The sequence below is a fragment of the Paenibacillus pedocola genome (assembly GCF_031599675.1).
Classification (GTDB): Bacteria; Bacillota; Bacilli; order Paenibacillales; family Paenibacillaceae; genus Paenibacillus_AQ; species Paenibacillus_AQ pedocola.
In genome coordinates this window covers 20,966-46,529 of record NZ_CP134223.1, presented here as the reverse complement: position 1 = coordinate 46,529, position 25,564 = coordinate 20,966, and the positions used below count along the sequence as shown (strand labels likewise).

The following is a 25,564-nucleotide window of genomic DNA, read 5'->3' as shown; positions in this document are numbered from 1 at the left end:
TCTCCCTTTGATGTACATCAAAAGGAAAGCGGGGCACCTGGCGCCAATCGGTTACTGCTCCATCTGCTTGCCCAGGAAGGCGGCAGCGGTCTCGGCCATTTTCACTTCCATCTGCGCCATTTTCACTGAATCATCTTTATTCAGCAGAACTACGCAGCCAATCGGATCGCCGCCGGAAATAATGGGGGCAGCTACATAGCTGGACAACATCTCCGCATGATCTTTTCCGATGTCGTAATTCCCGGCATTTGTTTCAAGCACCGTCTTACGGCTTTCCATAACCTTTTCGAGCAGCACTCCTACTTGTTTTTCCAGGTAATCTTTTTTGGAGCCGCCGGCAAGGGCGATGAAGCTGTCACGGTCAGTAATCATTGTGATATGTCCGGTGCCTTCAAAGAGGGATTCCGCATATTCCTTGGCGAAATCGCCGAGCTCCCCGATCGGGGAATATTTCTTCAGTATGACTTCACCGTCACGATCGACGAAGATTTCCAGCGGATCGCCTTCACGGATACGCAGAGTGCGTCTAATCTCTTTAGGGATAACAACTCGGCCGAGGTCATCAATACGGCGAACAATACCAGTAGCTTTCATTTCACATGTTGCCCCGCTTTCTTAAGAAGTATGGTCCAACTACTGTCCATTATGGGAAAGGATAATCCCAGTGATTTATCGTAATATCTGACCATAGTATTCATCTCTTCCCAGTTCCTTATACATGCTAAGGCCTGCATAAAATATAATATCCAAATCCTCGCGGCTACCGGATATTTGTTCCAAGGATGCGCCTGTTTCCACTAAATTATACCAACTGGAGATAACAAAAAAACCATCCCTCGCTTGGAAGCGTCAGGATGGCTTGTCTGTTCTTTATTTGGTTATTCAGCGGCTTCTGTGGCAGCCGGTGATGCACTTGGAGCTTCAGTAGCCTTAGTTCCGCTATTGGTTGATCCGGTTTCATCTGCAGCGGCAGAGCTCTTAGGCAGATCGATCTTGATTTCAAGCGATTCGAGATCCTTGTCCAGGAAGGATTCAAGATTCTTGGAAGCCAGCGTGCTCTTGACGGTTTCCTTCTGCTCGTCGGTCAGCTTGTCGAAGGTGGTCTCTGTACGTGATTCCACTTTCATAATGTGATAACCATAGCTTGTCTTCACCGGATCACTGATGGTGTTCAGCGGCAGGGTTTGCGCGGCCTTCTTGAACTCTTCTACATAAGTACCCAGGGTAGCATCCTTATATTCGCCCCCCTTGTCCTTCGAAGCAGTGTCATCGGAGAACTCTTTGGCAACTGCGGCAAAATCCGCACCGCCGTCAAGCTTGGCCTTTACTTCTTTAGCCAGCTTCAGTGCATCTTCATCCGTCCGCTCTTTACCGGCGGCATCGGTCAGCCCGATCAGCACGTGGCGCAGTGTCGCCACCGTGAAATCGCCTTTGGTCGCTTCAAATTCAGCCTTTACCTGATCGTCGGTAATTTTGAGCAGCATGTCCTGATATACGGTAAGCACACGCACCATATACGTACGGATCTCAGCTTCGGTCAAATTCTGCTCCTTCAGCGAGCTTTCATAAGTATCGCCAAGCGCGGTCTTGAGCGAGGTCACCTGCACTTCTGCTTCTTTCTCCGCCTGCTTCTTTGCTTCATCCGTCGCTTTGCCGGCCAGATACTCGAATGCAACCTCCTGCTTCAGAATCGACTCCTTAAAGGCATCAATTTCCAGATACTGTGCCTGCTGCGGAGACAGGAACTTCATAACACGGGTATCCAGATCGAATTCCTTCTCGGTGATTGTGCCGTCTTTATAGGTTGCTACAGCCTTGCTGTTATCTTCAGCAGCGCTATTGTTGTTATTATTGCTGCTGCAGGCAGATAGCATAGAGAAGGAAACGGCCGCGGCTAATGACACCAGCAGCACTTTCCAGGATTTTGTTTTATTTAACGACATTGTGTAGTTCTCCCTTCGATTTTAACGACTGTTTCGCTGCCGCCAGAAACTGTTCCAGCAGATCAAGCAGCTCTTTGTCACTGAGATCCTTAGCTTTAATGCGGATGCCTGCTTTGGCATCTCTATCAAATTGTACACGTCTTTCGAAGCTATTTCCAACTTTCGCGAGTTTTGCCGTGTCAAACGCCGCCGTGCTGCCTTCATGGAAATTGAGTGCAACCTCGTCGCCGCGCCGAACCATAGATTCCATGCCGTAAAGTTTACCGTATACCTTAAGGCGTGCTACCGACAGCAGATTAATCACCGCCTCTGGTAATTCGCCGAACCGGTCAAGCAGCTCATCCTCCAGCTCGCCGGCATCCTCAAAGGTGGCTACCGCTGCAACTTTTTTATAAATTTCAATCTTCTGAATGCTGTCGTAAATATACTCGGACGGCAGATAGGCGTCAATCGACAAATCAATGATGGTGTTGCCCTGCTTGAGCGAAGTATCCTCTTCCCCAAGCACCGTAACCTTCCGCTTACGGATTTCTTCAGCCAGCATTTGCGAATACAGATCGAATCCGACAGAGGCAATGAATCCGTGCTGCTCTGCGCCAAGCAGATTTCCGGCACCGCGGATGGACAAGTCACGCATAGCTATTTTGAAGCCGGAACCCAGCTCCGTAAATTCCTTGATCGATTGCAGGCGTTTTTCCGCTACTTCTGTCAGTACTTTATCCCGCTGGTAGGTGAAGTAGGCATAGGCAATCCGGTTGGAACGGCCCACCCGTCCGCGCAGCTGATACAGCTGGGACAGCCCCATTTTATCGGCATCATGCACAATCAGTGTATTGACGTTAGGGATATCTACCCCGGTCTCAATAATGCTCGTACTGACAAGCACATCATATTCCCCGTCAAGGAAATCAAGTATCGTTTTCTCCAGCTCCGACTCTGACATCTGGCCATGGCCGATGCCCACCCGCGCTTCCGGAACAAGCATAGAAATCTGTGCAGCCATCTCCTGAATGCCCTGTACACGGTTGTACAGATAATAAACCTGACCGCCGCGGGCCAGCTCACGCTCCACCGCCTCACGCGTAAGCGTCTGGCTATGCTCTACCACATACGTTTGTACGGGAAAGCGGTTCTCTGGTGGAGTCTCAATGACTGACAAATCCCGCACCCCGAGCATGGACATATGCAGCGTACGCGGAATCGGTGTTGCTGTGAGGGTGAGAACATCCACATTCGTCTTCAGCTTTTTGAGCTTTTCTTTATGGGTTACACCGAATCTTTGCTCTTCATCCACAATCAGCAGGCCGAGATCCTTGAAGACCATATCCTGTGACAGCAGCCGGTGTGTCCCGATGACCACGTCCACGGTTCCCTGCCGCACGCCCTTGATCGTCTCATTCTGCTCCTTACGGCTGCGGAACCGGCTGAGCACCTGAATGTTCAGCGGATAATTGGCGAACCGTTCCCGGAACGTCTCGTAATGCTGCTGTGCCAAAATGGTGGTCGGTACAAGAACAGCCACCTGCTTGCCTTCAATCGCAGATTTGAATGCGGCACGTATCGCCACTTCAGTCTTGCCGTATCCTACGTCACCGCACAGCAGCCGGTCCATTGGACGGTTCTGCTCCATGTCCTTCTTGATTTCCTCAATCGCCCGGAGCTGGTCACGCGTCTCTTCATAAGGGAACATTTCCTCGAATTCGCGCTGTTCCTGGGTGTCCTTCTCGAATCCGTAGCCAAGCGCACTCTGCCGCTCCGCGTAGAGCTTAATCAAATCATCCGCGATATCCTGCACAGAGGAGCGTACCTTGCTCGTAACTCTCGTCCATTCGTTACCGCCCAGCTTATAGACCTTCGGCTCTTTGTCCTCCGAACCGACATATTTCTGGATCAGATCAATTTGTTCAATCGGCACAGACAGCTTGTCACCGCCGGCATACATAATATGCATATAATCACGGTGAATGCCGCTGACCTCGAGCGTACCGATCCCCATGTATTTGCCGATCCCGTGATTCTGATGAACGACATAATCACCGATTTTAAGCTCAGTGTAGCTCTTAATCCGCTCGGCATTGTCGATTCCTTTGGACACCTTGCGCGCTTTGCGCTGCTTCTGGGAGAACATTTCCCCTTCGGTAATTACCGCCAGATGGATGGAAGGCAGCTCGAAGCCGGACCCCAGGTTACCTTGCAGCAACGTAGGCTCCTCAATACCGTAGTCATCAAGCACCCGGCGGACCCGTTCCATCCTTTCCTCACTGCTCGCAAGCATCACTACCTGTACACCTGATTTATGCCAGCGCTCCATCTCGGATTTCAGTACATTCATCTGTCCATGGAAATCCTGCATGCCGCGGCTGATGAAGCCAAGGATGTTCTGGGGCTGGATATGGGGAACCTGACGCAAAAAGATCGACATAAACAGGCTCTGGAACGGCCGGCGGTACATAATTACATCATTGTCCACAGAGAGATGGAGGTCCGGCAGATTCTTGCCGTTCTGCAGCAGATGCAGGTTCCATTCAGACTCATCGCGTTCCAGCTGTTTCGCAGTCTCCAGCAGTCTTGCAGGCTCATCCAGCACCAGCAGCGTATCCTGCGCCATGTAATCATATAAATGAGTACGTTCAGGATATAAGAGACTAATATATTTATAGATTTCAGGAAAATAAGTGCCTTCCCGCAGCATCTCCAGCTCACGGCCCATTTCCTCACGCAGACGCAGCTTGGCCTGCCGGTCGGTCATCTTCTCCAGCTGGCGTTCCAGCATGTCCGCAGCCGCTGAAGCCGCCGACTCCAGACGGGACCGCTCGGCAATAATCTCTTTGGCAGGTGTAATCTTCACACCGCGAACCTTGTCAATGGAACGCTGATCTGCCGGGTCAAAGGTCCGGATGGAGTCCACCTCATCATCGAACAGCTCCACCCGGTAAGCCAAAGCAGAGGTCATCGGATAAAAGTCGATGATGCCGCCCCGTACGCTAAGCTCGCCGCGGTTCTCAACCCGCTCTACCCGTTCATATCCCATCCCAATCATGGATATCAGGAAATCCTCCAGAGAGAGGGTCCCATCCTGCGAAATGGTCAGCTGGGCTTCGGCCATCACATGCGGCGAGGGAAGCAGACGGCGGACGCCGGAGTAAGGAACCACGACAATACCACGGAAGCCTTGCGCGCATTTGGTCAGCACATCGATCCGCTGGGCAAGCGTCTCCGGGCTGGATACCGCTGCTTCAGCGGCTACCAGCTCATTGGCAGGGTATAGCAGCACGCGATCAGGAGAAAGCGCTTCCTGCAAGTCCTCAGCCATCTTCTGGGCTGAGAACATATTATGGGTCACTACGAGCAGCGGGCGTGCAGTCTCTTCATGCAGCGCCGCCAGCATAATTTGTCTGGCCGAGCCGGACAATCCCGAAATGAGCTGCTCCTTCATGCCTGCAGCGACACCACGGGTGACAGATTGAAAATCAGGATCTTTGGAGAATGCTTCTATAAGACCGTGTAACAACTAAAGACACCTCTCTTACTGAACAGGCTGACGGTGATTATGAAATCACCGTCACCTATTATGATTGGAATCGAAAACAAGCCTCAGCGTAAAGCCAAGGCTTGCGGATGACGACAGAGACAGGCGCTTCCACCTTACTGAAGCGGACTGGACAGCAGGCTGAGCTCGGGATTGTTATCCAAGGCTTGCTTGCAATAATCGCAAGTTACCTTTACCGTGATTTCGCCGTCTGAATCATACGCTATGATATCTCTGCGTTCCGCAGGGGTTAAGGAGTGAAGGCCCAGCTGCATTTCTGTAGTACTGCTTCTGTCGATGCTTCCCAGAAATGTCCGGCAGTGCCTGCACACGTAGTGTATTGCCATCTATATGCCTCCTGAAGGTAGTATATACCCTTCAGTATGCCCCGGCCCGAGCGCGTTTAGCCTGGAATCGTGAGCCGGGGCCTTCCATCCATTAGCCGTTGAATTTGGCCATCGTCTGTTCAAATGTATGCTGGAGACTGAACTCCAGGGCATCGCATGTATCCAGAATCATCGTCTTCAGCTTATCTCCATCCTTCTTCGGAAAGGTAGACAGCACATAATCCACTATAGCAAAACCCGGCTCAGGACGGGAAATGCCCATCCGCACCCGGTTGAAGGTTTGGGTGCCTGTATGCTGGATGATTGATTTGATTCCGTTGTGGCCGCCGGCGCTGCCTTGATACCGCAGCCGGATCTTGCCAATTTCGGTATCCAGATCATCATACACCACAATCAGGTCCTCCAGCGTTACTTTATAATATTCCATATAGGCGCGTACTGCTTCTCCGGACAGGTTCATAAAAGTCATGGGCTTAATCAAAACGGTTTTGACCCCGCCGATGACCCCTTCACCAATTACGGATTTGCATTTGTTCTGGTTAAAGGTAATCCCATTCCGGGCTGCGAGCTCGTCGAGCGCCATAAATCCGACGTTATGCCTTGTTTTGGCATATTGCGTTCCCGGATTCCCGAGTCCAACAATCCATTTCATGATCGGCCGATCCTTTCCATCCGCTCTCTTAGCAGAAGAGTTACGTTTTTGGTACAATAAGTTTTATATACTCCAGAGACAGGTGATGAACGATGCCACATCAGGGCGATATCTTAACGCTTCAGCGCCATTTCCAGTATCACATTCAGTATGCTGTGCCTGTCGAAATCTACAAGGACGACGTGTTCGTGGCTATCGGTGTAGTGACAGCCGTGGACGAGGGTTTTGTAGAATTGCAAGGCACTCTTTACAACCGCGGCCTGTTCACCTTTATCTCCCGTCCGGGGTACTAGGGGCCGGCATACGCCGACAAGGGTTACATCTTCCATGATCGGAGGTGTAACCCTTTTTTTGATATGAAAAGTGCCTCTGCGAAGCACCCGTATTCAAAGCGTGCTTGCCTGTCCTATTCGATCTCGAACAGTTTACTGATTGACAATTCCTCGTGAACGCGAATGATCGCCTCGCCCATCAGTGGAGCCACGGACAACACCTTTAGTTTGGAGGTTGGATTGGCGCTGCGGATCGGAATCGTATCCGTCACGATAATTTCTTTGATTGGAGAGTTCTCCAGACGTTCATGCGCAGGGCCGGACAATACAGGGTGGGTACAGCAAGCGTACACTTCCTTTACGCCGCCTTCCATCAGGGCATTTGCCCCCAGTACAATTGTACCGGCTGTGTCGATAATGTCATCGATCAGAATTGCCGTCTTGCCTTCGATGTTACCGATGATATTCATTACTTCGCTGACATTCGGCTCCGGGCGGCGCTTGTCGATAATCGCCAGCGGGGCGTTAAGGAAGTCGGCAAGCTTTCTTGCCCGCACTACACCGCCATGGTCCGGCGATACTACAACCGGGTTCTGGATCTGTTTGGAGCGGAAGTACTGGGCCAGAATCGGAACACCCAGCAGATGATCCACCGGAATATCAAAGAAGCCCTGAATCTGCATCGCATGAAGGTCCATAGTAATGACACGGTGCGCGCCTGCCTTCTCAATCAGGTTCGCTACCAGCTTGGCCGTAATCGGATCACGGGAGCGTGCCTTACGGTCCTGACGGGCATATCCGTAGTAAGGAATAACCACGTTGATGCTCTTGGCTGAGGCACGTTTGAGCGCATCTACCATAACCAGAAGCTCCATCAGGTTATCATTGACCGGGCCACAGGTGGATTGAACAATGTAGACATGACAGCCCCGGACACTTTCCGAAAGCTTGACCTGAATTTCTCCGTCACTAAAGCTCGTGGTGTGGGACTCACCCATCGGAATGCCGATATAATCGGCAATTTGACTGGCCAGCTTAGGATTAGAGTTGCAGGTAAAAATCTTTAATTTGGAATCGCAATAAGTCATAAAATATAAACCCTCCGTGACGGAATTTAACTTCCAAGCAGCGCCGGCGCTTAAAACTTCAGCTTCATCCGGCGCTTTGGCATTGGCCTTTACGATGGACTAAAGCTGGTCTTTCTTTGCTTTAGCGCGGGCACGGATCTTCTCCGCATATCCCGGCTTGTTCTCCTGTCTTACTCTGGCTACAGCCAAATCATTCTCCGAAACAGAGCGTGTGATGGTTGACCCCGCTACAACAAAAGCACCCTTGCCGACCGTTACCGGGGCAATCAGATTGACATTGCTGCCGATAAAGGCGTCATCTTCTATCGTTGTCTTAGCTTTATTGAATCCGTCGTAATTGGCGGTAATGGCACCGCAGCCGACATTAACGTTCTTACCGACTGAAGCATCGCCGATATAGCTTAAATGCGATACCTTCGAGCCGTCACCAATCGTGGCATTCTTGACCTCAACGAAATCGCCGATTTTGACTTCTTCCCCAAGCACCGTGCCTGGACGCAAATAGGCGAATGGCCCAACGGATGTCCGTGCGCCGACGGTTGCCTGGCTCAGCACAGAATGCTTCACTGCAGCTCCGTCCATAATCGTGCAGTCCTCGATTTCACTGGAAGGCCCGATGACGCAATTCTCCCCGATGACAGTCTTGCCTTTAAGCAGCGTTGCCGGATAAAGAATCGTATCTGCTCCAATGACAACATCAGCCTCAATATAGGTGGAGGCAGGATCAATGATCGTTACCCCGTTAAGCATATGAGTCTTGTTGATCCGCTGGCGCATGTGCCCCTCTACCTCGGACAGGGCCAGCCGGTCGTTAACGCCAATAGACTCCGCAGCGTCATGAGCCTGATATCCTAGTACGATATCACCCTGTGCCCGGAGTATGCCGATACAATCGGTTAAATAGTATTCCTGCTGGTTGTTATTGTTCTTAACCTGCTCAAGTGCGGCAAACAGCTTGGCGTTATCAAAACAATAGGTACCTGTATTGATCTCGTTTACTGCAGCTTCTTCCGCATTGCAGTCCTTCTGTTCAACAATCTTCAGCACACCGCCGTCTTCACCGCGGATAATCCGTCCATAGCCTGCAGGCTGGTCCATCACAGCAGTCAATATCGTTGCTGCCGCCTGCTGTCCTTCATGCAGCGCCATCAGTCCTTCAAGCGTTTCGGCTGTAATAAGCGGTGTATCTCCGCAAATAACAATCGTTGTGCCCTCTTCAGCGCCGAGAAGATCCTTGGCCTGCTTCACAGCATGACCGGTTCCCAGCTGCGTTTCCTGCAGCACATATTCAGCATCCTGGCCTATATAAGCTTTAACTGTCTCTGCGCCGTGTCCGACTACTACAATCTTACGCTCGCACCCGGTCGCTTTTACGGTATCAAGTACATGCCCTACCATCGGTTTACCGCAGACGGGGTGCAGTACTTTATATAATTTAGATTTCATGCGCTTGCCTTGACCTGCAGCAAGTACAACAGCCATTCTTTTCAAGAATGCCAACCTCCTACTTCTTGAGCTCACTACTGAATATATCTCATTCCGGGCAAAAAGAAAAGAGAACCATGCAGCCATGGTTCCCTTTTCTTCGAACCCCAATTGAAAACGGCTTGACCTTACGCCGCCCGCAAAGGGCAGGCGTTCATCAGAGACAGCGCTTTAACTTATGCTCCCTCTTCGATGACCTCTTCTTCTTCCGTAGCGGCGCGATCGTACTCGGCCAGAACCGCAGATTGAATCTTCTCGCGTGTTCCCGAAGAAATCGGGTGTGCGATGTCGCGGAATTCACCGTCCGGTGTACGCTTGCTGGGCATTGCAACGAACATCCCGTTATTACCATCGATGACGCGAATGTCATGAACAACAAACTCGTTATCGATTGTAATGGATGCGATTGCTTTCATTCTCCCCTCAGAGTTGACGCGGCGGAGTCTGACATCCGTAATTTGCATGTGTGTGTTCACCACCTTTTTCCATCAGAGACTTGGTGTATAATTCCACACAGCAAAGCGAATTCCTTCTTTTTGATTCCAAAAAATGACTGTTGAAGAAGATTATTTTTGCAGAACCATTGATTTCGACACACTTCGTGCTGTTTTCTAATGGTTCCTCATGTTTTCGACACTTTCCTCCCCAGTCTGGAACTGAGTAAACAGTCTTGCCTAAGAGGAAAAATAGTTGCCGGGATGCGCTGAAATTCTCCGTACTTTGGAGTCCACCTCGGTTAGTTTTACCAGCGACACATAGTCATGCAGCAGGCGTTCTTCCGTCTCCACAGCGCCTGACTCCACAAGTACGCCAACTCCCGCCACTTCCGCATTGAACTCCCCGAGCAGATCCACCATGCCGCGCACGGTGCCGCCGGCCTTCATGAAGTCGTCCACAATCAGAACCCGTGACTTCTCCCGCAAAGCCCGTCTCGACAATGACATGGTGTGAATGCTCTTGTGGGAGCCGGACACATAGTTAATGCTTACAGCCGAGCCCTCCGTTACCTGGTGATCACGGCGCACCAGCACAACGGGCAGCCCCAGCTGCGCGGCTGTTGCATACGCAAGCGGAATCCCTTTGGTCTCCACTGTCATCACTACATCGATCTCCACGCCGTAGAATGCCGTTGCAATGATTTTACCGGCCTGCTCCATTACCGAGGGAAGTCCAAGCAGGTCTGACATATACAGATAGCCGCCGGGCAGAATCCGGTCGCTCTTTTCAAGTTCTCCGCACAAATGATTCACGAATGCTAGTGCCATATCGGTGGGCATCCGCGGAATATAACGTACTCCGCCTGCTGCACCGGCCAGCGTCTGCAGCTCACCCATGCCTTCGCCCTCAAATACCTCTTTTATAATAGCCAAATCTTCACTGACGGATGATTTCGCTGCTCCGTACCGGTCAGCAAATGTAGACAGGGGCAGCAAATCATGCGGTTTCTCAAGTAAAAATTGGGTCATATCAACCAAACGTTGGCTTCTTTTAAGTTTTTTCACGGAATGCTCCTCGCCAAAACCGAATATTATTAAAAATAATATCACTTTTGTACGGAATTATACAAGAAGAAACGGCTTTGCCGTCCTTTCCGGGACAGTAATTCCGTTTCTTCAGGGAATAATTGAATTATTAATAGCGTTTAGCTCAAGGAGCGCACGGCATACACTTCCTTGCAGAATCCGCGCAGCCCGTTGTAAATTCTCGCGACCTTGGACTGCTTGGAGACCAGCCCGAATACAGTAGGTCCGCTGCCGGACATCAGCACCCCGTCCGCGCCCAGCTTCACCATGGCTTCCTTGAGCTGCTGGACCTCCGGATGCAGCTTCAGGGTCACATCCTCCAGCACGTTGCCAAGGTTCGCACACACCGCCCCGAAATCGCCTGCTTCGATAGCTTCCTGCATGCGGAGCGCCGACGGATGCACGGCAATCTGATTGGCCCGTACACGTCCGTACACTTCAGCTGTCGAGACATTGATCGGCGGCTTCGCCAGGACGACCCAGCACTGCGGCGGATTCTGGATCGGCGTCAGCCGCTCCCCCCTGCCCGTAGCCAGGGCAGTTCCGCCTGTGACACAGAACGGAACGTCCGAGCCAAGCTCGGCGCCCAGTTCCTGCAGCTCCTGCGCCGGGATATTCAGGCGCCAGAGCCGGTTCAGGCCGCGCAGCGTAGCCGCGGCATCACTGCTGCCGCCGGCCAGACCGGCAGCGACCGGAATTCTTTTATCCAGGTGGATATGTACTCCGCTCTTCACATTATAGCGGTCTTTAATAAGCCTGGCTGCCTGAAAGGCCAAGTTCTTCTCATCCAGCGGAATATATCCCGCCTGGCTTGATATTATAATCGAATCCCGCTTCAGCTCCGATAACTCCAGACGGTCTGCGAGATCGACCATGGTCATAATCATTTCCACCTCATGAAAACCGTCAGCGCGCTTGTGAAGCACATCCAGCATCAAATTGATCTTGGCCGGCGCTTTTTCATACATTTTCAAGGCGTTCACCCACCTTCAGCTTTTCCCGTAAAAACAACTTAACATATTATATGAGAAACTTGTAACGAAGTCCATGATCAAAAGTTCTGTGAGATAAAGAAGGATACCTTAGGGCTTATAAATTCTTAGTTTACAAGCAAAAAGGGAGACCCGCCACAAGGACGGTCCCCCTCTGCCACCCTCTTTTGGCCTGCACTTTACAGCTGCGACTTCCTTGCAGCCTGCTCGGCAAGCTGAATGGCCCGTTTCACCATATTCCCGGCATCCTGTGCCCGGATTCCACCCCAGCCGTCCCGTTCCACCGTTTCGTAGAAGCCAAGCTCCTTGGCCAGCTCCGTTTTCAGTTCTTCCGACATCATGCCTCGTCTTCTGCGGCTCATGTGCTGAAATTCCTCCCTTGCGGTAATAGATAATGAGCTTATTGCCCCTATAGTATGCTGCTGCAGGCCGCTGGCCATTCGGGGCAACTCAAACCCCGCAAAGAAATTCAAATAAAAAAACAGCCTCCATCCGGAAGGCTGCCCTGTGATGCTTAAGCTTTAATATACATAATCCGCATCTGCCCATCATCTTCACAAACTGTGATTTCCACAGATTCGGTAAGTATATCGGCATAGCTATAGGAGACACGCTTGAAGGTTTGCTGCTCCTGATCCAGTTTGACAATAAATACAGAAGGGTACGTTTCTTCCAGGACACCGGTACGTTCCACGGTTTTACGACGACCACCGTTAGCCCGTAACGTGATCTTATGACCGACGTGAGCTTCAAGACTGCGTTTAATTTCCAACAGCGCGTTATTAGCCATTGCCTGACGACCACCTCTTTCCTTGTCCATTATACAACTTTCCACAAACTTTGTCAAAGCAAATAAATAATTATAGATGATGCTAAAATAGTTGTCAACGGAATTTTTTTAGAAGAGTAGAGTTCCGGTGAATCACCCTTGTTATCGGCAACAAATGCGCCGGCAGGTAACGGCAGACTGCATGTCCGTTCCGGGTATAACAAAAAGAGAAGGACAGCATTAAGCTTATCCTTCCCCTCTTGTCTTCCTGTCATTCCATAAATTATTACTACACAGCCGAAGGCGTAACCTTTAACGTGGACAGATTCTGCAGACGCGGCATGCCGATCCGGAAGCTGCCTCTGGTCTCAATCCCGCCCATTCCCTGATTGCCGCTGATGGTATGGTTTAGCACATCCCCCAGATTCACGGTATCGCGGATGGAGGTGAAGGATGCCTTGGCGGCGATATACACCGGATCCAGTGCATGGATCAGAATTCTTCCCGGAGAACTGGCAAAGTTAGCCCCCGTCCCCAGAAGTGCCTCGAAATGCGACTGGCAGGCCCCCGCTACAATCGTCAGGGCATCAAAATTCCTCTCATACTCCCGGGCCACCCGGATCGCCGCCACAAAATTCTGCGAATTTTTGTAGCTGTTCAGGCTGTATAAATCATAAGTATTTGACTGCTTCAGCACACCGTCATGGCCCGTAATCACTACAATATCTGGACGGACACGGGGCAGGAGCCGGTACAACGTTTCCGCCATTTTTGATTCATGGACATGATGACCTTCTGCCGGAATCCGGAGCTGTTCATATAAGCTCAGACTTTTGCTCAGATAAAGCGCGTCGCCGTCCAGGTGCAGGACCTTGCCTGGTACCTCGAAATAGGGCGCTTCCTTGGGAGCCTGTGGCCAGCCGCCTAATGCACTCTCCCCGCTGCGCTGGCTCTGCTCCTGCCGGTCCTTACGCAGCCTTGTTAACGATTCTTTGGCTTTGATCTGTGCCTGTTGTCCCCGCTCCGTAATACGGCTTGGAGGCACCTGAATCAAGTCGTCCAGGGGTGAATCCGCGAGCAGGCGAAATTCTGTGCCCTTAATTACGGCTGCGTTCTGCACTATGTTTTCTACCCGGAAAGTCACATCTCCACCATATGATTTTCGAACGACCAAGTCTCCTAAGTTCATTACAACACCACCTCTACCCCCATCGTATGGGCAAAGGTCACGGTTGGTTCATAAACAGGCGCATTTTCAAAATACAGCAGGCTTTGCGGCAGTTCAGCCTATGCAATTCCTGCAGCCAGCAGCACAGCGCTTAGCCGTGCATATTCGGCAATGCTAAGCGTCTCCCCACGGCGGGTTGGCTCTATTTCGGCCTCTGCCAATAGCGCCTCCAGGCGCTCCCGGCCTTCGCCCGGGAAGAAGCGGGCTTTTAGGTTGTTGGCAATCGTCTTACGACGCTGTGTGAATGAGGCCTGTACCACTTCGAAGAAATGCTTCTCATCGGCCACCTCAACCGGCGGACGCTCCCGCACCTTCAAGCGGATTACTGCAGACTCCACATTCGGCTGGGGAATAAACACTGTGCGCGGCACAATGCAGACCAGCTCAGGCTCGCTGTAATATTGCACGGCAATGCTTAGGCTGCCATATTCCTTGCCGCCCGGAGAAGCCGCCATACGCTCGGCAACCTCCTTCTGGATCATGACGACAATATTATCAAGCGGAAGCTTCTCCTCCAGCAGTTTCATGAGGATAGGCGTCGTCACATAATACGGCAAATTGGCCACAACACTAACTTTCTCCACGGCAGCGAAATCTTCAGCGAACAGCTCCTGCAGATTCACTTTCAGCACATCATCATTACGCACCTTGACATGCGGATAAGCAGCCAGCACATCCCGCAGGATCGGGATCAGACGGCGGTCAATTTCTACCGCAGTAACTGCTCCTGCTTCCATGGCGAGCCGCTCTGTTAACGCGCCAATACCCGGGCCGATCTCCAAAGCGCCTGACGAAGCGCTAAGCCCCGCAGCTTCAACAATTTTATCCAGAATATTCTGGTCGATCAGAAAGTTCTGACCCAAGCTTTTTTTGAACGAAAATCCGTAGCGCTGAATAATTTCCTTGGTCCGTGTTGGGGATGAAATATTCTCATGTCCGCTCATGTAGTAATGCCTCCCTGATCAATTTGCGCGAGGGCCGCTGCGAATTCCTCCCGCGTAATACCAAACATCGCCAGCCGCTTGAAAAGCTGCTTGCCGTTACAGTAGCCAATGCCCAGCGCATTGCCGAGTGCCATTCTCCGTTCTGCCGCCCTCGGATGCACCAGCATTCCGGCGGCCATCAGATCATCAAGCCCGATGAGAGCCGGTGCCCCCTCAAAGGAGGTATGCACATGCTCAAGTGCATGGCGGATCGCTTCTGGCGAAGCATTCTCTACTCCGATATCGCCTTTTCGGGTAGCGTCCTTCTCCGGTATAAAGGCATGTTTGCAGCCCGGTACCTTGGACGAAACAATCTTGCGTATGCGTTCTCCAGCATGGTCAGGATCCGTGAGGATTATAACCCCTCTGCGCTCCATCGCCAGCGCTATTTTGGCAATGACCTTGCGGTCTACTGCAGATCCGCCCGTCTCTATCGTATCGGCCTCCACCGCCCGTTTAACGGCTACCGTATCACTTTTGCCTTCCACCACAATTAATTCCTTGATCATCGTTCCGCTCCTTCCCATGCAACACAAAAAGAAGAGGATTCGCTCCTCTTCTTTTTGGCTAAAGAATGTATAAGTGATGAGCTAGCCCGTTCGTAAAGTGCTACCCTCACTATATCGTATTAATCACTAATTTGCAAAATACAGCCGCCTTAATTCAGCTCCGGCTTCACAGGCCCGATCACATAGATCGTGCGGGATTTCCGGCCGAAATTACGGGCGTTACTCAGTGAATCGTAGTATACATCGATCTTGTTGCCTTTGATGGCACCGCCTGTATCCTCTGCACGGCGAAACCCTAATCCCTCAATGTACACCCACCAGCCGATAGGTATTACATCCGGATCAACAGCAATAGTACGGCCTTCCGTTACGCGTGTTCCGGAAGCTGTTTTTGTTCCAATTCCCGGCTCTTCAGAAGAATAAGCGGTCATGGAGACATTTTTGATCATTCTCTTATACTCAAAATCTACGCCTGCCTTGTGCACGACGTTGCTTGCTGCAGTAGTTTTGGCTGAACTGGAGGTAGTTTTTTTGGTGGAAGTTGCTGCAGCTACAGTAGCTTTGGGAAGTGCCTTAGTTCCAACGGCAATAACTTTGTCTTTGGTGACCGTCTGAACTTCCTTGCCGACCATGCTCATGGATACCAGCTTACCGTCCTGATAAATCTTCTCGATATGCTGAATGATAGCGCCTGGTTTGCCTGCCTGTGCCACTCTTACGTCTCCCTTGTACAGGGAAGGGTCTGCGGTTTTGATGACCCGGAAAGGCAAGCTTACGGTCCGTTCCACCATTTGTTTGGTGACACGTACAATCTTGACTTCCATGCCGGGTGAAACTGCGGTTTCAAGCGAAGGGTAAATCTTGTCATTGCTCTCCAGGCTATAGCCTAGTTTTTGGATAGCCTCACCGAGTTTATCCTCAGTGGTGTAGAGCGTTTTGGTTGTACCATCTGCAGTAAGCGTGAGCTTCTGCGCTCGGGTAATTACGACACGGTCGCCGTCTTGTATTTCATCACTAAGGCCAATGGATACTTCATCATGCGGCAGCAGCGAAATTTGTTCTTTTGCCAGCACGTCGCTAAGCAGCGCTTCACGCGTCTCCAGCGTCAGTACTTCACCGTCTATTACTAAATTTATAACTTTGTTGCCTTGACCGTGTACGTACAGCAGAATAAGCAGCGCGATAACGATTGATACCACACCTGCAAGCGAAAGTACGCGAGGATTCACTTGCTTCCACCGTAATGCGAAAGACCTGCTGGATGATTGCGAATCATGGGATACCTCTGGTTGGAATACGCCCACTCTCTCCATCCTCCTTACATAGCCCCGTCGTCCAAGTAGTTTATCTAAGAAGACTGAATGATTTCAGACGAAACTAAGTTTGAGATTGCAACAGGATACGCCCGCATTGCTTCAGCGTTTCCTGCTCATGGATCGCCTGCTCGGCATAGCAGCTCCAGATCACCTGTTATATAACAGTATGCTGGGGACATTCACATTATTCAAAACAAAAGAAGCCTAAAAAGAGTTCATAGAGGACTCTTTCGTGGCTTCTCCGGATGTCAGAATACGCGAGAATGTTTATGCACGAGGTTTCCTCTCTTACTGGCGCTTACGAGGTTAGCTGTCGGGTTCGGGCATAAGAGAGACGCCCTATCTCAGGTCACCCGCTCACGGCGGTTGCCCTCAAATTCACCCCGAGACCACATAAAGAAATCAAATAATGTCTGCGGCATTTCTGTGTTGTACTCTATGTACGTTCATGCGGCAGTGCAATATTGGTTCCCCCGTTCTCCATACGGAGACTCAGCGAGACGATCCATGAATCAGTGACTGTCACAGTAACAACAGCTCACTGCACTGAAAAGATGATATCCTGTTTTGATGCATGTTGTAAAGGACGATTCAACCACGTTTACGCAGAAATATGGTTAAAATATTGTAATAATCAGCCATTTTGAGATTAAAAAAGTTTAATATATCGGCTATACTTCTTTTTTCACCGGTTTTCCTCCCGATTTCAGACAATCCCAAATCGTACCAGTGCGTTCGCATACGTAATTTCCGCCAATTCCTGTAAATCAATCCCTTTTATTTCCGCAGCTGCTTCTGCTACCAGCCTGACATATCCGCTCTCATTCCGCTTCCCTCTGAAGGGGTGCGGGGTCAAATAAGGCGAGTCCGTTTCAATCAGCAGACGGTCCAGCGGGGTCTTCTCAAGCACCTCTTTGGGAACCCTTGCATTCTTGAACGTAATGGGCCCGCCGAAGGACAAATGGAAGCCAAGATCCAGACACATTTTGGCGGTCTCCCAGCTGCCGGAGAAAGAGTGCATTACTCCGCCGACCTCGTTTGCTTTCTCTTCGCGCAGAATCCGTACCACATCCTCATGGGCATCCCGGTTATGAATACAGATCGGCATTCCCAGTTCCCGGGCCAGCCCGATTTGCTTGCGGAGTACTTCCTGCTGTACCTCTTTGGGGGAGGTATCCCAGTAATAATCCAGTCCGATTTCGCCGATAGCGACTACTTTGGGATGGCTGCATAACGAAGCGATCCATTCCAGGTCCCCGTCCTTCATGTCAATGGCGTCCACCGGATGCCATCCGACGGCTGCATAAATATAATCATAGGTTTCAGCCAATTTAATGGTCGTCGGGATCGTTTCCCGGTTAAATCCGATATTGATCATTTTGGTCACTCCGGCCTCCAGCGCCCGTGCGATTACCTGTTCGCGGTCCTCGTCGAATTGCGGAGCATCCAAATGGGTATGGGTGTCAAATAATTGCATAACGCAGCTTCCTTCCTGTCATCATTTCTATGATGAATTCCAACTTTTTTTGTATTACTTTGCAAAAATCCCTGCTACGGAAGACGGCAGCTGTGAAAGTGCTTTCTGCAGCTTATCCTGCGGAAAATACAGGTGATATCTGCCGCGGTGAATCCCGCTGATGGAGCGTACAATATCCGATACCTCCGAGATTTCCCTTAGCTTGTCATGACGGTCGAGCAGCAGGATCTGCTTGCTGTCAAAAGCGTCCCCGGGACGGAATACATCATAAGGAAGATCCGTTGGAAAATCGATTTCCAGGTCATACTCGGCATTCAGTCCGGCTCCGGCAAAACTGCGGCGGATTTCGTCAATTGTCTCGGAATCCAGATTCTCCATCTCTACATATTTATACAGTTTACGATGAATAAAACGGCTGCACAAGTCGCTCAGCAGTTCATCCGCTTCCAATGTCCACTGCATAAAAGCTGTCTGAATCATCGCTTCATCCAGCAGCAGATATTGCTCTACGGTCACTTCGCCCCTGAATAAATCACTTAAAGGCTCAATCATGAATCCAAAAGAATAGCCGTTCTTAAACAGCTCCTTCGCCCTGCGTAAAATCTGCCGCAAAATAATCTCCGAGCTGCGGGTAACCGGGTGAAAATACACCTGCCAGTACATTTGGTAACGGGACATCAAATAATCCTCAATCGCATGCATGCCCGATTCTTTAACTACCACCCTGCCGTCATAAGGCCGCAGCATTCTAAGAATCCGGTCAATATCAATTGTCCCGTAATTCACTCCGGTGTAGTATGCATCACGCAGCAGGTAATCCATCCGGTCCGCATCGAGCGGTCCTGAGACCAGATTGACGACAATCTCATGCTCATAGGTTTTGGAGATTACAGATGCCACTTTTTCCGGAAAATTCTCTGATACATCCTTCAGGATCGCTGTAATTTCCGTATCCTCCAGAATGATCCGGCAGGTCCAGTCCTCATGGTTCATCTCGAAAGCTTCTTCTATAGAATGGGAGAACGGTCCATGCCCCAAATCATGCAGCAACGCGGCACACAGGGTGAGCAGGCTTTCCTCCGGCATCCAATCCTTATACCCGCTTCGTTCAAACTGGGAAATAATCCGCCGTGTAATTTCATAGACTCCAAGCGAATGCGAGAACCGGCTGTGCTCCGCACCATGAAAAGTAAGATAAGAGGTACCAAGCTGGCGGATACGCCGCAGACGCTGAAATTCCCGGGTATTAATCAGCCGCCAAATAATGGTTTCCTGCACGTGGACATAATTGTGAACCGGATCTTTGAAAACCTTCTCTTCTGATAGCAGTTGCTTCATGAGATCAACTCCTTTGAATTCATTTTGTTCGAAACGGGCTGGAACATAGCGTATAATAATGAATTGTGTCGTACTTTGTCGAATAATGACAATTAAACAATTTACAAATCGACAAATCTTTTTTGGGTACTTATCTATCAAATCGGCCTAATCGCAGGCGGCACAAAAGTTTTTTAAAAAAACTCCTTAAAATTAGCCTGAAAAAAGGTTGACTGTTTTGGGAATGGTTGGTATTATAAGTATCATAAAACGGTGAACAATGTCGAATAATGACGTTTTGGAACTTTGAGAGGAGCAACGATTGTAATGATGAAATCAACTGGAATTGTAAGAAAAGTAGACGAGCTTGGACGGGTTGTTATTCCGATTGAATTGCGCCGTACGCTTGGCATTGGAGAAAAAGATGCGCTCGAAATTTACGTGGACGGTGAGCGGATCATGCTTAAGAAATACGAGCCTGCCTGCATCTTCTGCGGCAACGCCGAGAACGTAACCTATTTCAAAGGAAAAATTGTTTGTCATGAATGCATTTCTGCTATCCCTACCCCTGTGACAAATTAAAATAAATAGGGTATAATAAGAACTAATCAAATTGTTAATTCTAACCTTTTTATATCTCCTTGGCCTCCCGTTATGCGGGAGGTATTTTTTTTGGTTTCAGGGGCTTCCCTTGTCTAACTTCGCAGCTGTGAGGAAGAGATTTACGGTTGGCGGAAGACCGGCCCTTTCTCGGGCACGCCCTCAGGGCCTTGCCATGCGAGGGGTGCTCCCCAGCGACGATAGAACATGCCCGCTCTCCTCAGAGAATCGCTTCCTGCCCGCTCGACTAATTGAGTTTGGTGCTGTACCTTTTAGCCTTTCACACTTGAGGAAATTAATTAAATGTATTCTCTGCAGTTATTTCATACCAAATCGTTAGAAATAATATTTTAGTTGTATTTCATACAATTATAACCAGTTTATTCCTCGTTACTATCCTTTTTCCATAAATATAAATGTATAAAACACATCTATATCTAATATATGGAAAAATTTACTCCGAATAAATGTATGAAATACAGTTATTTTCTAAATTCATGCTGATTATTAAGAGCTCATTAATGACTGCAAGTCATGACGTGAGCTGTATTGCTATGGATTGTCTAACCTCTTATTCCCGCTCCAGCAATGCGTTATAAATATCCCGTTTGGCCAGTCCGCGGTCGGAAGCCGCTTTTTTCATAGCTTCCTTACGAGCGAGCCCCGAATTTTCATAGTGCTGCACATGCTGCTCTATACTTAGCTCACGCCACCAGGAGGATTCAGCAATTTCTGCCTCTTCCTTGCTCTCCCCCTCAACCACTACAACATATTCACCAAGCGGCGGATGCTCCGACAGCCAGGCTATACATTCCTCAATGGTTCCGCGCAGAAACTCCTCATATCTTTTAGTCAGCTCACGGGCCAGGACCACCCTACGGTTACCGAATGCCTCCTGCAGGTGACCTAATGTCTTAGCTACCCTGTGCGGGGATTCATAGAACAACAGAGTTCCTTGTACAGCACGAAGACCGGCTAATACCGCGCGGATATCCTTACGTTCTCTCGGCAGGAAACCAATAAAGGTGAAGCTGGCAGTCGGCAGTCCGGACGCTATCAAAGCTGACAGTGCTGCGTTAGCCCCCGGGATCGGAATGACCGGAATTCCATGGCTGACGGCGAGGGCAACCAGGTCTGCACCAGGGTCCGAAATGGCCGGAAGACCTGCATCGCTGACTAGGGCCAGATTTTTTCCTTCTATTATATAACGTATTAGCTCAGGGCCGCTGGCCGCCTTATTATGCTCATGATAACTGAACAGCATCGAAGGTGTTATTTCAAAATGGCTCAGCAGTTTTCGTGTCTGTCTCGTATCCTCAGCTGCAATAATCTCGCATTCCTGTAAAGTCCGCACCGCGCGATAAGTCATGTCTTCCAGATTGCCGATCGGTGTAGCAACCAGGTACAGACACCCGCTTCCTTCCGGTTTATCTGCTTCATGGTTTCTTTGAAAGCTGCTTTGGCATGTTATCGTCATTGGTGTTTACCCTTCTTTGTTTCCATAGTAAATATCCATTATTTCTGAACAGTATTGATTGTCATCATTATATACGATGAGCGGAGGTTGTAAACGCACCTCCGGTTTCCCGTCACGTGCAGCTTCAATCAATACCATATTCGCCTCCAGATGTGCCCGCGGGTGGACAAAACGGATCAGCTTCGGCTCCAGCCGATATTGTCTCATCAGACTTATAATATCCACTAAACGCTGGGGTTTATGAACCATACTTACCTTGCCTCCGGTACGCACCAGCCGGACACAGGCCTGAATCACCTCTTCCAGGGTACAGCCAATTTCGTGGCGGGCCATAGCCTGATGTGTGTTCAGCTTAAGATCACTTCCGTTAAGCGGCATATAAGGCGGATTAACCGTGATTGCATCATATACGCCGTACCCTGCGACCGTATGCAGCTCGCGCAAATCCCCCTCATGAATAGTTACCCGCTCCTCCAGTCCGTTCATAGCAACACTGCGCCGGGCCATATCAGCCAGACGGGGCTGGAGTTCAATCCCTTCTATAGAAGCTTTAGTGCGTGTAGTGAGCAGTATCGGGATTACCCCATTCCCGGTACACAAATCCAGCACTCTGCCCCGTGGCGGGATACTGGCGAAGCGGGCAAGCAATACGGCATCCATTGAGAAGCTAAATACCTCATCACTCTGAATTATCCGCAAATCATGAGTCAATAAGTCATCAACCCGCTCCGAGGGAAGCAGCGGCACAGGCATTTCATTATAAGAATTCGTCATTGTAATCTCCTAAACGTTTGTTAGAAATTCAAAAAAAACCGTAGGCGTAAATCTCCTACGGCTGGATATCCTTATTTATTAAGAAAAGAAAGACAGAACAGACAATCACCCTCTGTACGCAAATGCCCGAAATAGACATTACAGATGTGAAAGCCTTCGTGATACAGCCGGGCCAGGTTATCATAACCTTCCCCGACAACCTCCTCTGTTCCTTCACTGGCAGCCAAAAGTGCTTCCGCCTCAGCCGTATCCACGGCAGGATCCAAAGGTGTGTCCCTTTTCAATATTTTACGGAGTTGTTCATTTTCCAGACTGAGCCTTTGATTGGCCTCCATTAATTCCTTAACGGTCTGTTTCCAATCTCCGAGACTTGCGCGCATCGTTTCCATCTGCGCTTCCATCTCCTGCATGTGTGCAAATATATTTATCTTCTCCAAGTTTCCACCCCGAAAGTAACCTTATATGGTTTACTTGACGACAACATCATCCATTGGAAGTTCCTTAACTTTGCCCACTTCGAACAACTGCACATGGACCGTGCGGTTTCCGGCATTAATTCCTACAACCTTACCGTCGCCCAGTGAGGTTACGACGATCTTGCCTACCGCCGGCATTTCTTCTTTTGTACTTTCGTAATTATCATGCTCAAACTTCAGGCAGCACATGAGCCGTCCGCACAAACCGGAGATTTTGGTCGGATTGAGCGAAAGATTCTGATCTTTAGCCATTTTAATCGATACCGGCTCGAAGTCCCCAAGCCAGGAGGAGCAGCACAGCACCCGCCCGCAAGGTCCAAGTCCACCCAGCATCTTGGCTTCATCGCGTACACCGATCTGACGCAGCTCGATACGGGTACGGAATATACTCGCCAGGTCCTTGACCAATTCGCGGAAATCGACGCGGCCCTCGGCGGTGAAATAAAATATGATCTTATTGCGATCAAACGTGAATTCTACATCCACCAGCTTCATTTTGAGGCCATGATCGCGGATTTTATTTAAACAGGTGGTGAAAGCGTCCTTTGCTGCACCTTTGTTCTCCTCCACCACACGTGCGTCGGTTTCCCCGGCGATCCGCATGACTTTCTTGAGAGGTAATACAACATCGGCTTCCTGCACCTCTTTTTTGCCAACGACAACTCTACCGTATTCTACCCCTCTTGCCGTCTCCACAATAACGCATTGATCACGTTCAATCGGGAAATCAAGTGGATCGAAATAATATATTTTACCCGCTTTTTTAAAGCGGACGCCTACTACGCTGTACAAAAATTAACCCCCTTGTTTGCCGGTAAAAGGAACCCTTAAGCAAATCCGCTCCCTGGTGATCGATGCTTGTCCTTCCTTATCCGTTAAACCCATACTTCCAGGCTGAAGCGTTGATCCGGAGGATGATATCACAACTAAGTCTTTAACTTTCCAATCGGATTAAAAACTGCTCCAGACACAATTGGGCGTTAGCATTAGAACGGAGCCTGCGACTACTCTCCGCTGCGAATTCCATATAAGCCACCCATTGCTCCGTACTCCGCTGACGGGCATGTCTGGAAATAAAGTCTAACTGATCTATGAAAACGATGCTTTCGTGTCTTCGGTACAGGAAGTAGAGCATATCTTTAAACCAAAGATGGAACATGCTGAAAAGAGTATCCAAATGTTCACCGAGCCCGGTCTTGAACAGCTTCTGCCCAACAGTTGCCACTGCAGAGCTGCCTTTGCCCATAGACTCCTTTGCTAATTGTAACACTAGATTTCTCATTTCTGCAAACCAATTCTGTGCCAAAAGTTCCCTGCAGCCATCGAGCCCTGAAGTCAGTGATACCGCACACCGTGCCAGCGGCACCGGAACCCCCTCCCCCGACAAAGCCTGAAGCATAATATCAGGATGCAGCGGGCTGAAAGGGATGCGCTGGGTTCTCGACTGGATGGTTGGAAGCAGGGAACTGCTGTTGTCGGAGATCAGAATACCGACTGCCGGAGCAGGCGGCTCCTCCAAAAATTTAAGCAGACTGTTGGCGGCTTGCACCGTCATTTTGTCCGCTCCCTCTATAATGTAAACCTTAGGGTTAACTCCTTCGGACCGGTAGGAAAAAACACGCTGCAGCTCACGGATCTGATCGATCTTAATGCTTGCCCCGTCAGGCTTCAGTAATGTCAGATCCGGATGGTTGCCATGCTCTACTTTGCGGCATTCCAGGCACTCCCCGCAGGCATCATCCTTAAGCTTTGTGCAAAATATCGCCTGGGCAAACATGAGTGCAGTTGACATCTGTCCGCTTCCGGCTGGGCCGGTGAACAAATACGCATGACTGACTGCATCCTTGCGCAGTGCATTCTGCAGCAGGCGTTTGGCATCCTCCTGGCCTAATATATCATGAAAAGGCATAAATTCCTCCAACTTCTTTTAGAAAGAAAGGTTAATCAGCATCCCGCGGATTTCTCCAACCCGCCCCAGCAGATCAATCCGGCCCTGCTCGCTCTCCAGCAGCTCATCAGCCAAATTCAAGAGTGCGGCGTCAATCTCCTCCAGCAGCTTGTAGCGTTTGCCACGGCCGCGGCGGTCCCAGCCCTTTGTCTCCTTGAGAATAACGCCGCGCCGCGCTGTTTCTTCCAGAAAACGTTTGATAAGATTTCTATATATCGCAAGCTCACGGACGGTCATGGATTTGGCCAGCCGGTCGCCCTGCTGCTGAATATCTTTAATCTGGCGGTTCAATTCATCAATGGTTTTCTGCTGTCCCTGCTGCTGAAAAACATCGCTAAACGTCTTCTGCTGGATAGGCCTGCGTTCAGCATCAGCGTTCGGGAGTTCACTTTTTAAGGGCCTGTAGCCCGGGTTAATCTTCAATGGTATCTACCGCCCTTATCGTTTACTCTAGTATGCTCAATAATGCTCAAAACGATCGACAGGCAGTACAAATACTGTAGCTCCGCCCACCTGTACCTCTACAGGAAGCGGCAAATAGGAATCCGTCGTTCCGCTCATCGGAGTAACCGGGGTAACCAGCTGCTCACGCACCTTGCAGCTATTACGGATAACACTCAGCACGGGTTCAACCTGGCTATCATCTACACCAATCAGAAATGTTGTATTGCCTGCCCGCAGGAATCCGCCTGTACTGGCCAGTTTGGTGGCACGGAAATTGGCTTTGACGAGTTCACTAGACAACCGGTTACTATCTTTGTCCTGGATAATAGCAATGATTAGCTTCATCTTCGCATTCCTCCTAAAAGTTTGGTTAGATAATTCACCTATAACGCTGCCCACTTAAGATATATTAGAC

The 25,564-nt window shown here is 49.9% G+C and carries 27 protein-coding genes and 1 riboswitch; of the genes, 2 read left to right on the top strand and 25 right to left on the bottom strand.

The window, feature by feature from the left end:
- Nucleotides 1–51: 51 nt before the first annotated feature.
- The 5 genes from spoVT to pth form a co-directional block, all read right to left on the bottom strand.
- Nucleotides 52–594, bottom strand: coding sequence for a stage V sporulation protein T (gene spoVT, locus QU597_RS00220; RefSeq protein WP_054944026.1), 543 nt, complete (start codon nt 592–594; stop codon nt 52–54).
- A gap of 284 nt (nt 595–878) precedes the next feature.
- On the bottom strand, nt 879–1,943 hold the full coding sequence (locus QU597_RS00215) for a peptidylprolyl isomerase (protein WP_310830878.1): 1,065 nt from the start codon (nt 1,941–1,943) through the stop codon (nt 879–881).
- The gene (gene mfd / locus QU597_RS00210; protein ID WP_206102641.1) at nt 1,930–5,454 is read right to left on the bottom strand and encodes a transcription-repair coupling factor; all 3,525 of its coding nucleotides are present in this window, start codon (nt 5,452–5,454) and stop codon (nt 1,930–1,932) included. The genes QU597_RS00215 and mfd overlap by 14 nt, the downstream gene beginning before the upstream one ends.
- 134 nt (nt 5,455–5,588) lie before the next feature.
- Nucleotides 5,589–5,819 (bottom strand): anti-sigma-F factor Fin, encoded by a 231-nt coding sequence (gene fin, locus QU597_RS00205; protein WP_054944028.1) that lies wholly within the window; start codon nt 5,817–5,819, stop codon nt 5,589–5,591.
- A 91-nt stretch (nt 5,820–5,910) separates the two neighbouring features.
- Nucleotides 5,911–6,471: an aminoacyl-tRNA hydrolase gene (gene pth / locus QU597_RS00200; RefSeq protein ID WP_236337520.1), complete on the bottom strand. Its 561-nt coding sequence runs from the start codon at nt 6,469–6,471 to the stop codon at nt 5,911–5,913.
- A 92-nt stretch (nt 6,472–6,563) separates the two neighbouring features.
- Between pth and QU597_RS00195 the strand changes: the two genes are divergently transcribed.
- Nucleotides 6,564–6,764, top strand: a complete 201-nt coding sequence (locus QU597_RS00195) for a hypothetical protein (RefSeq protein WP_054944030.1) — start codon at nt 6,564–6,566, stop codon at nt 6,762–6,764.
- Nucleotides 6,765–6,877: 113 nt separating this feature from the next.
- Here QU597_RS00195 and QU597_RS00190 read toward each other — a convergent pair whose 3' ends face one another.
- The 13 genes from QU597_RS00190 to QU597_RS00130 all read right to left on the bottom strand — a co-directional run bounded on the left by QU597_RS00190 (nt 6,878) and on the right by QU597_RS00130 (nt 19,451).
- On the bottom strand, nt 6,878–7,831 hold the full coding sequence (locus tag QU597_RS00190) for a ribose-phosphate diphosphokinase (protein ID WP_206102638.1): 954 nt from the start codon (nt 7,829–7,831) through the stop codon (nt 6,878–6,880).
- 99 nt (nt 7,832–7,930) lie between these two features.
- Nucleotides 7,931–9,322 (bottom strand): bifunctional UDP-N-acetylglucosamine diphosphorylase/glucosamine-1-phosphate N-acetyltransferase GlmU, encoded by a 1,392-nt coding sequence (glmU, locus tag QU597_RS00185; protein ID WP_310830877.1) that lies wholly within the window; start codon nt 9,320–9,322, stop codon nt 7,931–7,933.
- 170 nt (nt 9,323–9,492) lie between these two features.
- Entirely contained in the window at nt 9,493–9,780 is a 288-nt protein-coding gene (gene spoVG / locus QU597_RS00180) for a septation regulator SpoVG (RefSeq protein ID WP_020425826.1), read from the bottom strand.
- A gap of 210 nt (nt 9,781–9,990) precedes the next feature.
- Complete coding sequence (purR, locus tag QU597_RS00175; protein WP_054944033.1) at nt 9,991–10,818, bottom strand: pur operon repressor; 828 nt, start codon at nt 10,816–10,818, stop codon at nt 9,991–9,993.
- Between the two features lie 140 nt (nt 10,819–10,958).
- Entirely contained in the window at nt 10,959–11,813 is an 855-nt protein-coding gene (gene ispE / locus QU597_RS00170) for a 4-(cytidine 5'-diphospho)-2-C-methyl-D-erythritol kinase (RefSeq protein WP_236337521.1), read from the bottom strand.
- A gap of 197 nt (nt 11,814–12,010) precedes the next feature.
- On the bottom strand, nt 12,011–12,193 hold the full coding sequence (locus tag QU597_RS00165) for a small, acid-soluble spore protein, alpha/beta type (protein ID WP_236337522.1): 183 nt from the start codon (nt 12,191–12,193) through the stop codon (nt 12,011–12,013).
- A gap of 152 nt (nt 12,194–12,345) precedes the next feature.
- Entirely contained in the window at nt 12,346–12,621 is a 276-nt protein-coding gene (gene veg, locus QU597_RS00160) for a biofilm formation stimulator Veg (RefSeq protein WP_019914493.1), read from the bottom strand.
- 268 nt (nt 12,622–12,889) lie between these two features.
- On the bottom strand, nt 12,890–13,789 hold the full coding sequence (gene yabG, locus QU597_RS00155; protein ID WP_054944037.1) for a sporulation peptidase YabG: 900 nt from the start codon (nt 13,787–13,789) through the stop codon (nt 12,890–12,892).
- Between the two features lie 98 nt (nt 13,790–13,887).
- Entirely contained in the window at nt 13,888–14,772 is an 885-nt protein-coding gene (rsmA, locus tag QU597_RS00150) for a 16S rRNA (adenine(1518)-N(6)/adenine(1519)-N(6))-dimethyltransferase RsmA (RefSeq protein WP_310830876.1), read from the bottom strand.
- Nucleotides 14,769–15,320: a ribonuclease M5 gene (gene rnmV / locus QU597_RS00145; protein ID WP_310830875.1), complete on the bottom strand. Its 552-nt coding sequence runs from the start codon at nt 15,318–15,320 to the stop codon at nt 14,769–14,771. Before rnmV ends, rsmA begins: the two co-directional genes overlap by 4 nt.
- A 149-nt stretch (nt 15,321–15,469) precedes the next feature.
- Nucleotides 15,470–16,624, bottom strand: coding sequence for a resuscitation-promoting factor (locus QU597_RS00140; protein ID WP_310830874.1), 1,155 nt, complete (start codon nt 16,622–16,624; stop codon nt 15,470–15,472).
- A gap of 292 nt (nt 16,625–16,916) precedes the next feature.
- Nucleotides 16,917–17,144, bottom strand: a riboswitch (cyclic di-AMP (ydaO/yuaA leader).
- 198 nt (nt 17,145–17,342) lie between these two features.
- Nucleotides 17,343–18,113, bottom strand: coding sequence for a TatD family hydrolase (locus tag QU597_RS00135; protein WP_310830873.1), 771 nt, complete (start codon nt 18,111–18,113; stop codon nt 17,343–17,345).
- A 54-nt stretch (nt 18,114–18,167) separates the two neighbouring features.
- Nucleotides 18,168–19,451: an HD domain-containing protein gene (locus QU597_RS00130; RefSeq protein ID WP_310830872.1), complete on the bottom strand. Its 1,284-nt coding sequence runs from the start codon at nt 19,449–19,451 to the stop codon at nt 18,168–18,170.
- A 306-nt stretch (nt 19,452–19,757) separates the two neighbouring features.
- Here QU597_RS00130 and QU597_RS00125 point away from each other — a divergent pair, with 306 nt between their 5' ends.
- The gene (locus QU597_RS00125; protein ID WP_019914502.1) at nt 19,758–20,012 is read left to right on the top strand and encodes an AbrB/MazE/SpoVT family DNA-binding domain-containing protein; all 255 of its coding nucleotides are present in this window, start codon (nt 19,758–19,760) and stop codon (nt 20,010–20,012) included.
- 589 nt (nt 20,013–20,601) lie between these two features.
- On the opposite strand, the gene rsmI is transcribed toward QU597_RS00125, so the two are convergent.
- From rsmI to darA, 7 genes are all read right to left on the bottom strand, one after another.
- On the bottom strand, nt 20,602–21,507 hold the full coding sequence (gene rsmI, locus QU597_RS00120; RefSeq protein ID WP_310830871.1) for a 16S rRNA (cytidine(1402)-2'-O)-methyltransferase: 906 nt from the start codon (nt 21,505–21,507) through the stop codon (nt 20,602–20,604).
- Between the two features lie 6 nt (nt 21,508–21,513).
- Nucleotides 21,514–22,281 carry a tRNA1(Val) (adenine(37)-N6)-methyltransferase gene (locus QU597_RS00115; RefSeq protein WP_310830870.1) on the bottom strand — a complete coding sequence of 256 codons (768 nt, stop codon included), beginning with the start codon at nt 22,279–22,281 and terminating at the stop codon, nt 21,514–21,516.
- A gap of 71 nt (nt 22,282–22,352) precedes the next feature.
- Nucleotides 22,353–22,718 (bottom strand): DNA replication initiation control protein YabA, encoded by a 366-nt coding sequence (gene yabA, locus QU597_RS00110; RefSeq protein ID WP_054944045.1) that lies wholly within the window; start codon nt 22,716–22,718, stop codon nt 22,353–22,355.
- A 30-nt stretch (nt 22,719–22,748) separates the two neighbouring features.
- The gene (locus QU597_RS00105) at nt 22,749–23,549 is read right to left on the bottom strand and encodes a PSP1 domain-containing protein (protein ID WP_054944046.1); all 801 of its coding nucleotides are present in this window, start codon (nt 23,547–23,549) and stop codon (nt 22,749–22,751) included.
- Between the two features lie 142 nt (nt 23,550–23,691).
- Entirely contained in the window at nt 23,692–24,666 is a 975-nt protein-coding gene (gene holB / locus QU597_RS00100; protein ID WP_310830869.1) for a DNA polymerase III subunit delta', read from the bottom strand.
- An 18-nt stretch (nt 24,667–24,684) separates the two neighbouring features.
- The gene (locus tag QU597_RS00095) at nt 24,685–25,128 is read right to left on the bottom strand and encodes a YaaR family protein (protein WP_054944048.1); all 444 of its coding nucleotides are present in this window, start codon (nt 25,126–25,128) and stop codon (nt 24,685–24,687) included.
- A gap of 36 nt (nt 25,129–25,164) precedes the next feature.
- A complete protein-coding gene (darA, locus tag QU597_RS00090; RefSeq protein WP_054944049.1) occupies nt 25,165–25,494 on the bottom strand; it encodes a cyclic di-AMP receptor DarA in 330 nt (109 codons plus the stop codon).
- Nucleotides 25,495–25,564 lie beyond the last annotated feature (70 nt).

Bases quoted from the DNA above. Each gene is read 5' to 3' on its own strand.
- spoVT (WP_054944026.1), bottom strand. From the start codon at position 594: ATGAAAGCTACTGGTATTGTTCGCCGTATTGATGACCTCGGCCGAGTT.
- QU597_RS00215 (WP_310830878.1), bottom strand. From the start codon at position 1,943: ATGTCGTTAAATAAAACAAAATCCTGGAAAGTGCTGCTGGTGTCATTA.
- fin (WP_054944028.1), bottom strand. From the start codon at position 5,819: ATGGCAATACACTACGTGTGCAGGCACTGCCGGACATTTCTGGGAAGC.
- pth (WP_236337520.1), bottom strand. From the start codon at position 6,471: ATGAAATGGATTGTTGGACTCGGGAATCCGGGAACGCAATATGCCAAA.
- QU597_RS00195 (WP_054944030.1), top strand. From the start codon at position 6,564: ATGCCACATCAGGGCGATATCTTAACGCTTCAGCGCCATTTCCAGTAT.
- QU597_RS00190 (WP_206102638.1), bottom strand. From the start codon at position 7,831: ATGACTTATTGCGATTCCAAATTAAAGATTTTTACCTGCAACTCTAAT.
- spoVG (WP_020425826.1), bottom strand. From the start codon at position 9,780: ATGCAAATTACGGATGTCAGACTCCGCCGCGTCAACTCTGAGGGGAGA.
- QU597_RS00165 (WP_236337522.1), bottom strand. From the start codon at position 12,193: ATGAGCCGCAGAAGACGAGGCATGATGTCGGAAGAACTGAAAACGGAG.
- veg (WP_019914493.1), bottom strand. From the start codon at position 12,621: ATGGCTAATAACGCGCTGTTGGAAATTAAACGCAGTCTTGAAGCTCAC.
- yabG (WP_054944037.1), bottom strand. From the start codon at position 13,789: ATGAACTTAGGAGACTTGGTCGTTCGAAAATCATATGGTGGAGATGTG.
- rsmA (WP_310830876.1), bottom strand. From the start codon at position 14,772: ATGAGCGGACATGAGAATATTTCATCCCCAACACGGACCAAGGAAATT.
- rnmV (WP_310830875.1), bottom strand. From the start codon at position 15,320: ATGATCAAGGAATTAATTGTGGTGGAAGGCAAAAGTGATACGGTAGCC.
- QU597_RS00135 (WP_310830873.1), bottom strand. From the start codon at position 18,113: ATGCAATTATTTGACACCCATACCCATTTGGATGCTCCGCAATTCGAC.
- QU597_RS00130 (WP_310830872.1), bottom strand. From the start codon at position 19,451: ATGAAGCAACTGCTATCAGAAGAGAAGGTTTTCAAAGATCCGGTTCAC.
- QU597_RS00125 (WP_019914502.1), top strand. From the start codon at position 19,758: ATGATGAAATCAACTGGAATTGTAAGAAAAGTAGACGAGCTTGGACGG.
- rsmI (WP_310830871.1), bottom strand. From the start codon at position 21,507: ATGACGATAACATGCCAAAGCAGCTTTCAAAGAAACCATGAAGCAGAT.
- QU597_RS00115 (WP_310830870.1), bottom strand. From the start codon at position 22,281: ATGACGAATTCTTATAATGAAATGCCTGTGCCGCTGCTTCCCTCGGAG.
- holB (WP_310830869.1), bottom strand. From the start codon at position 24,666: ATGCCTTTTCATGATATATTAGGCCAGGAGGATGCCAAACGCCTGCTG.
- darA (WP_054944049.1), bottom strand. From the start codon at position 25,494: ATGAAGCTAATCATTGCTATTATCCAGGACAAAGATAGTAACCGGTTG.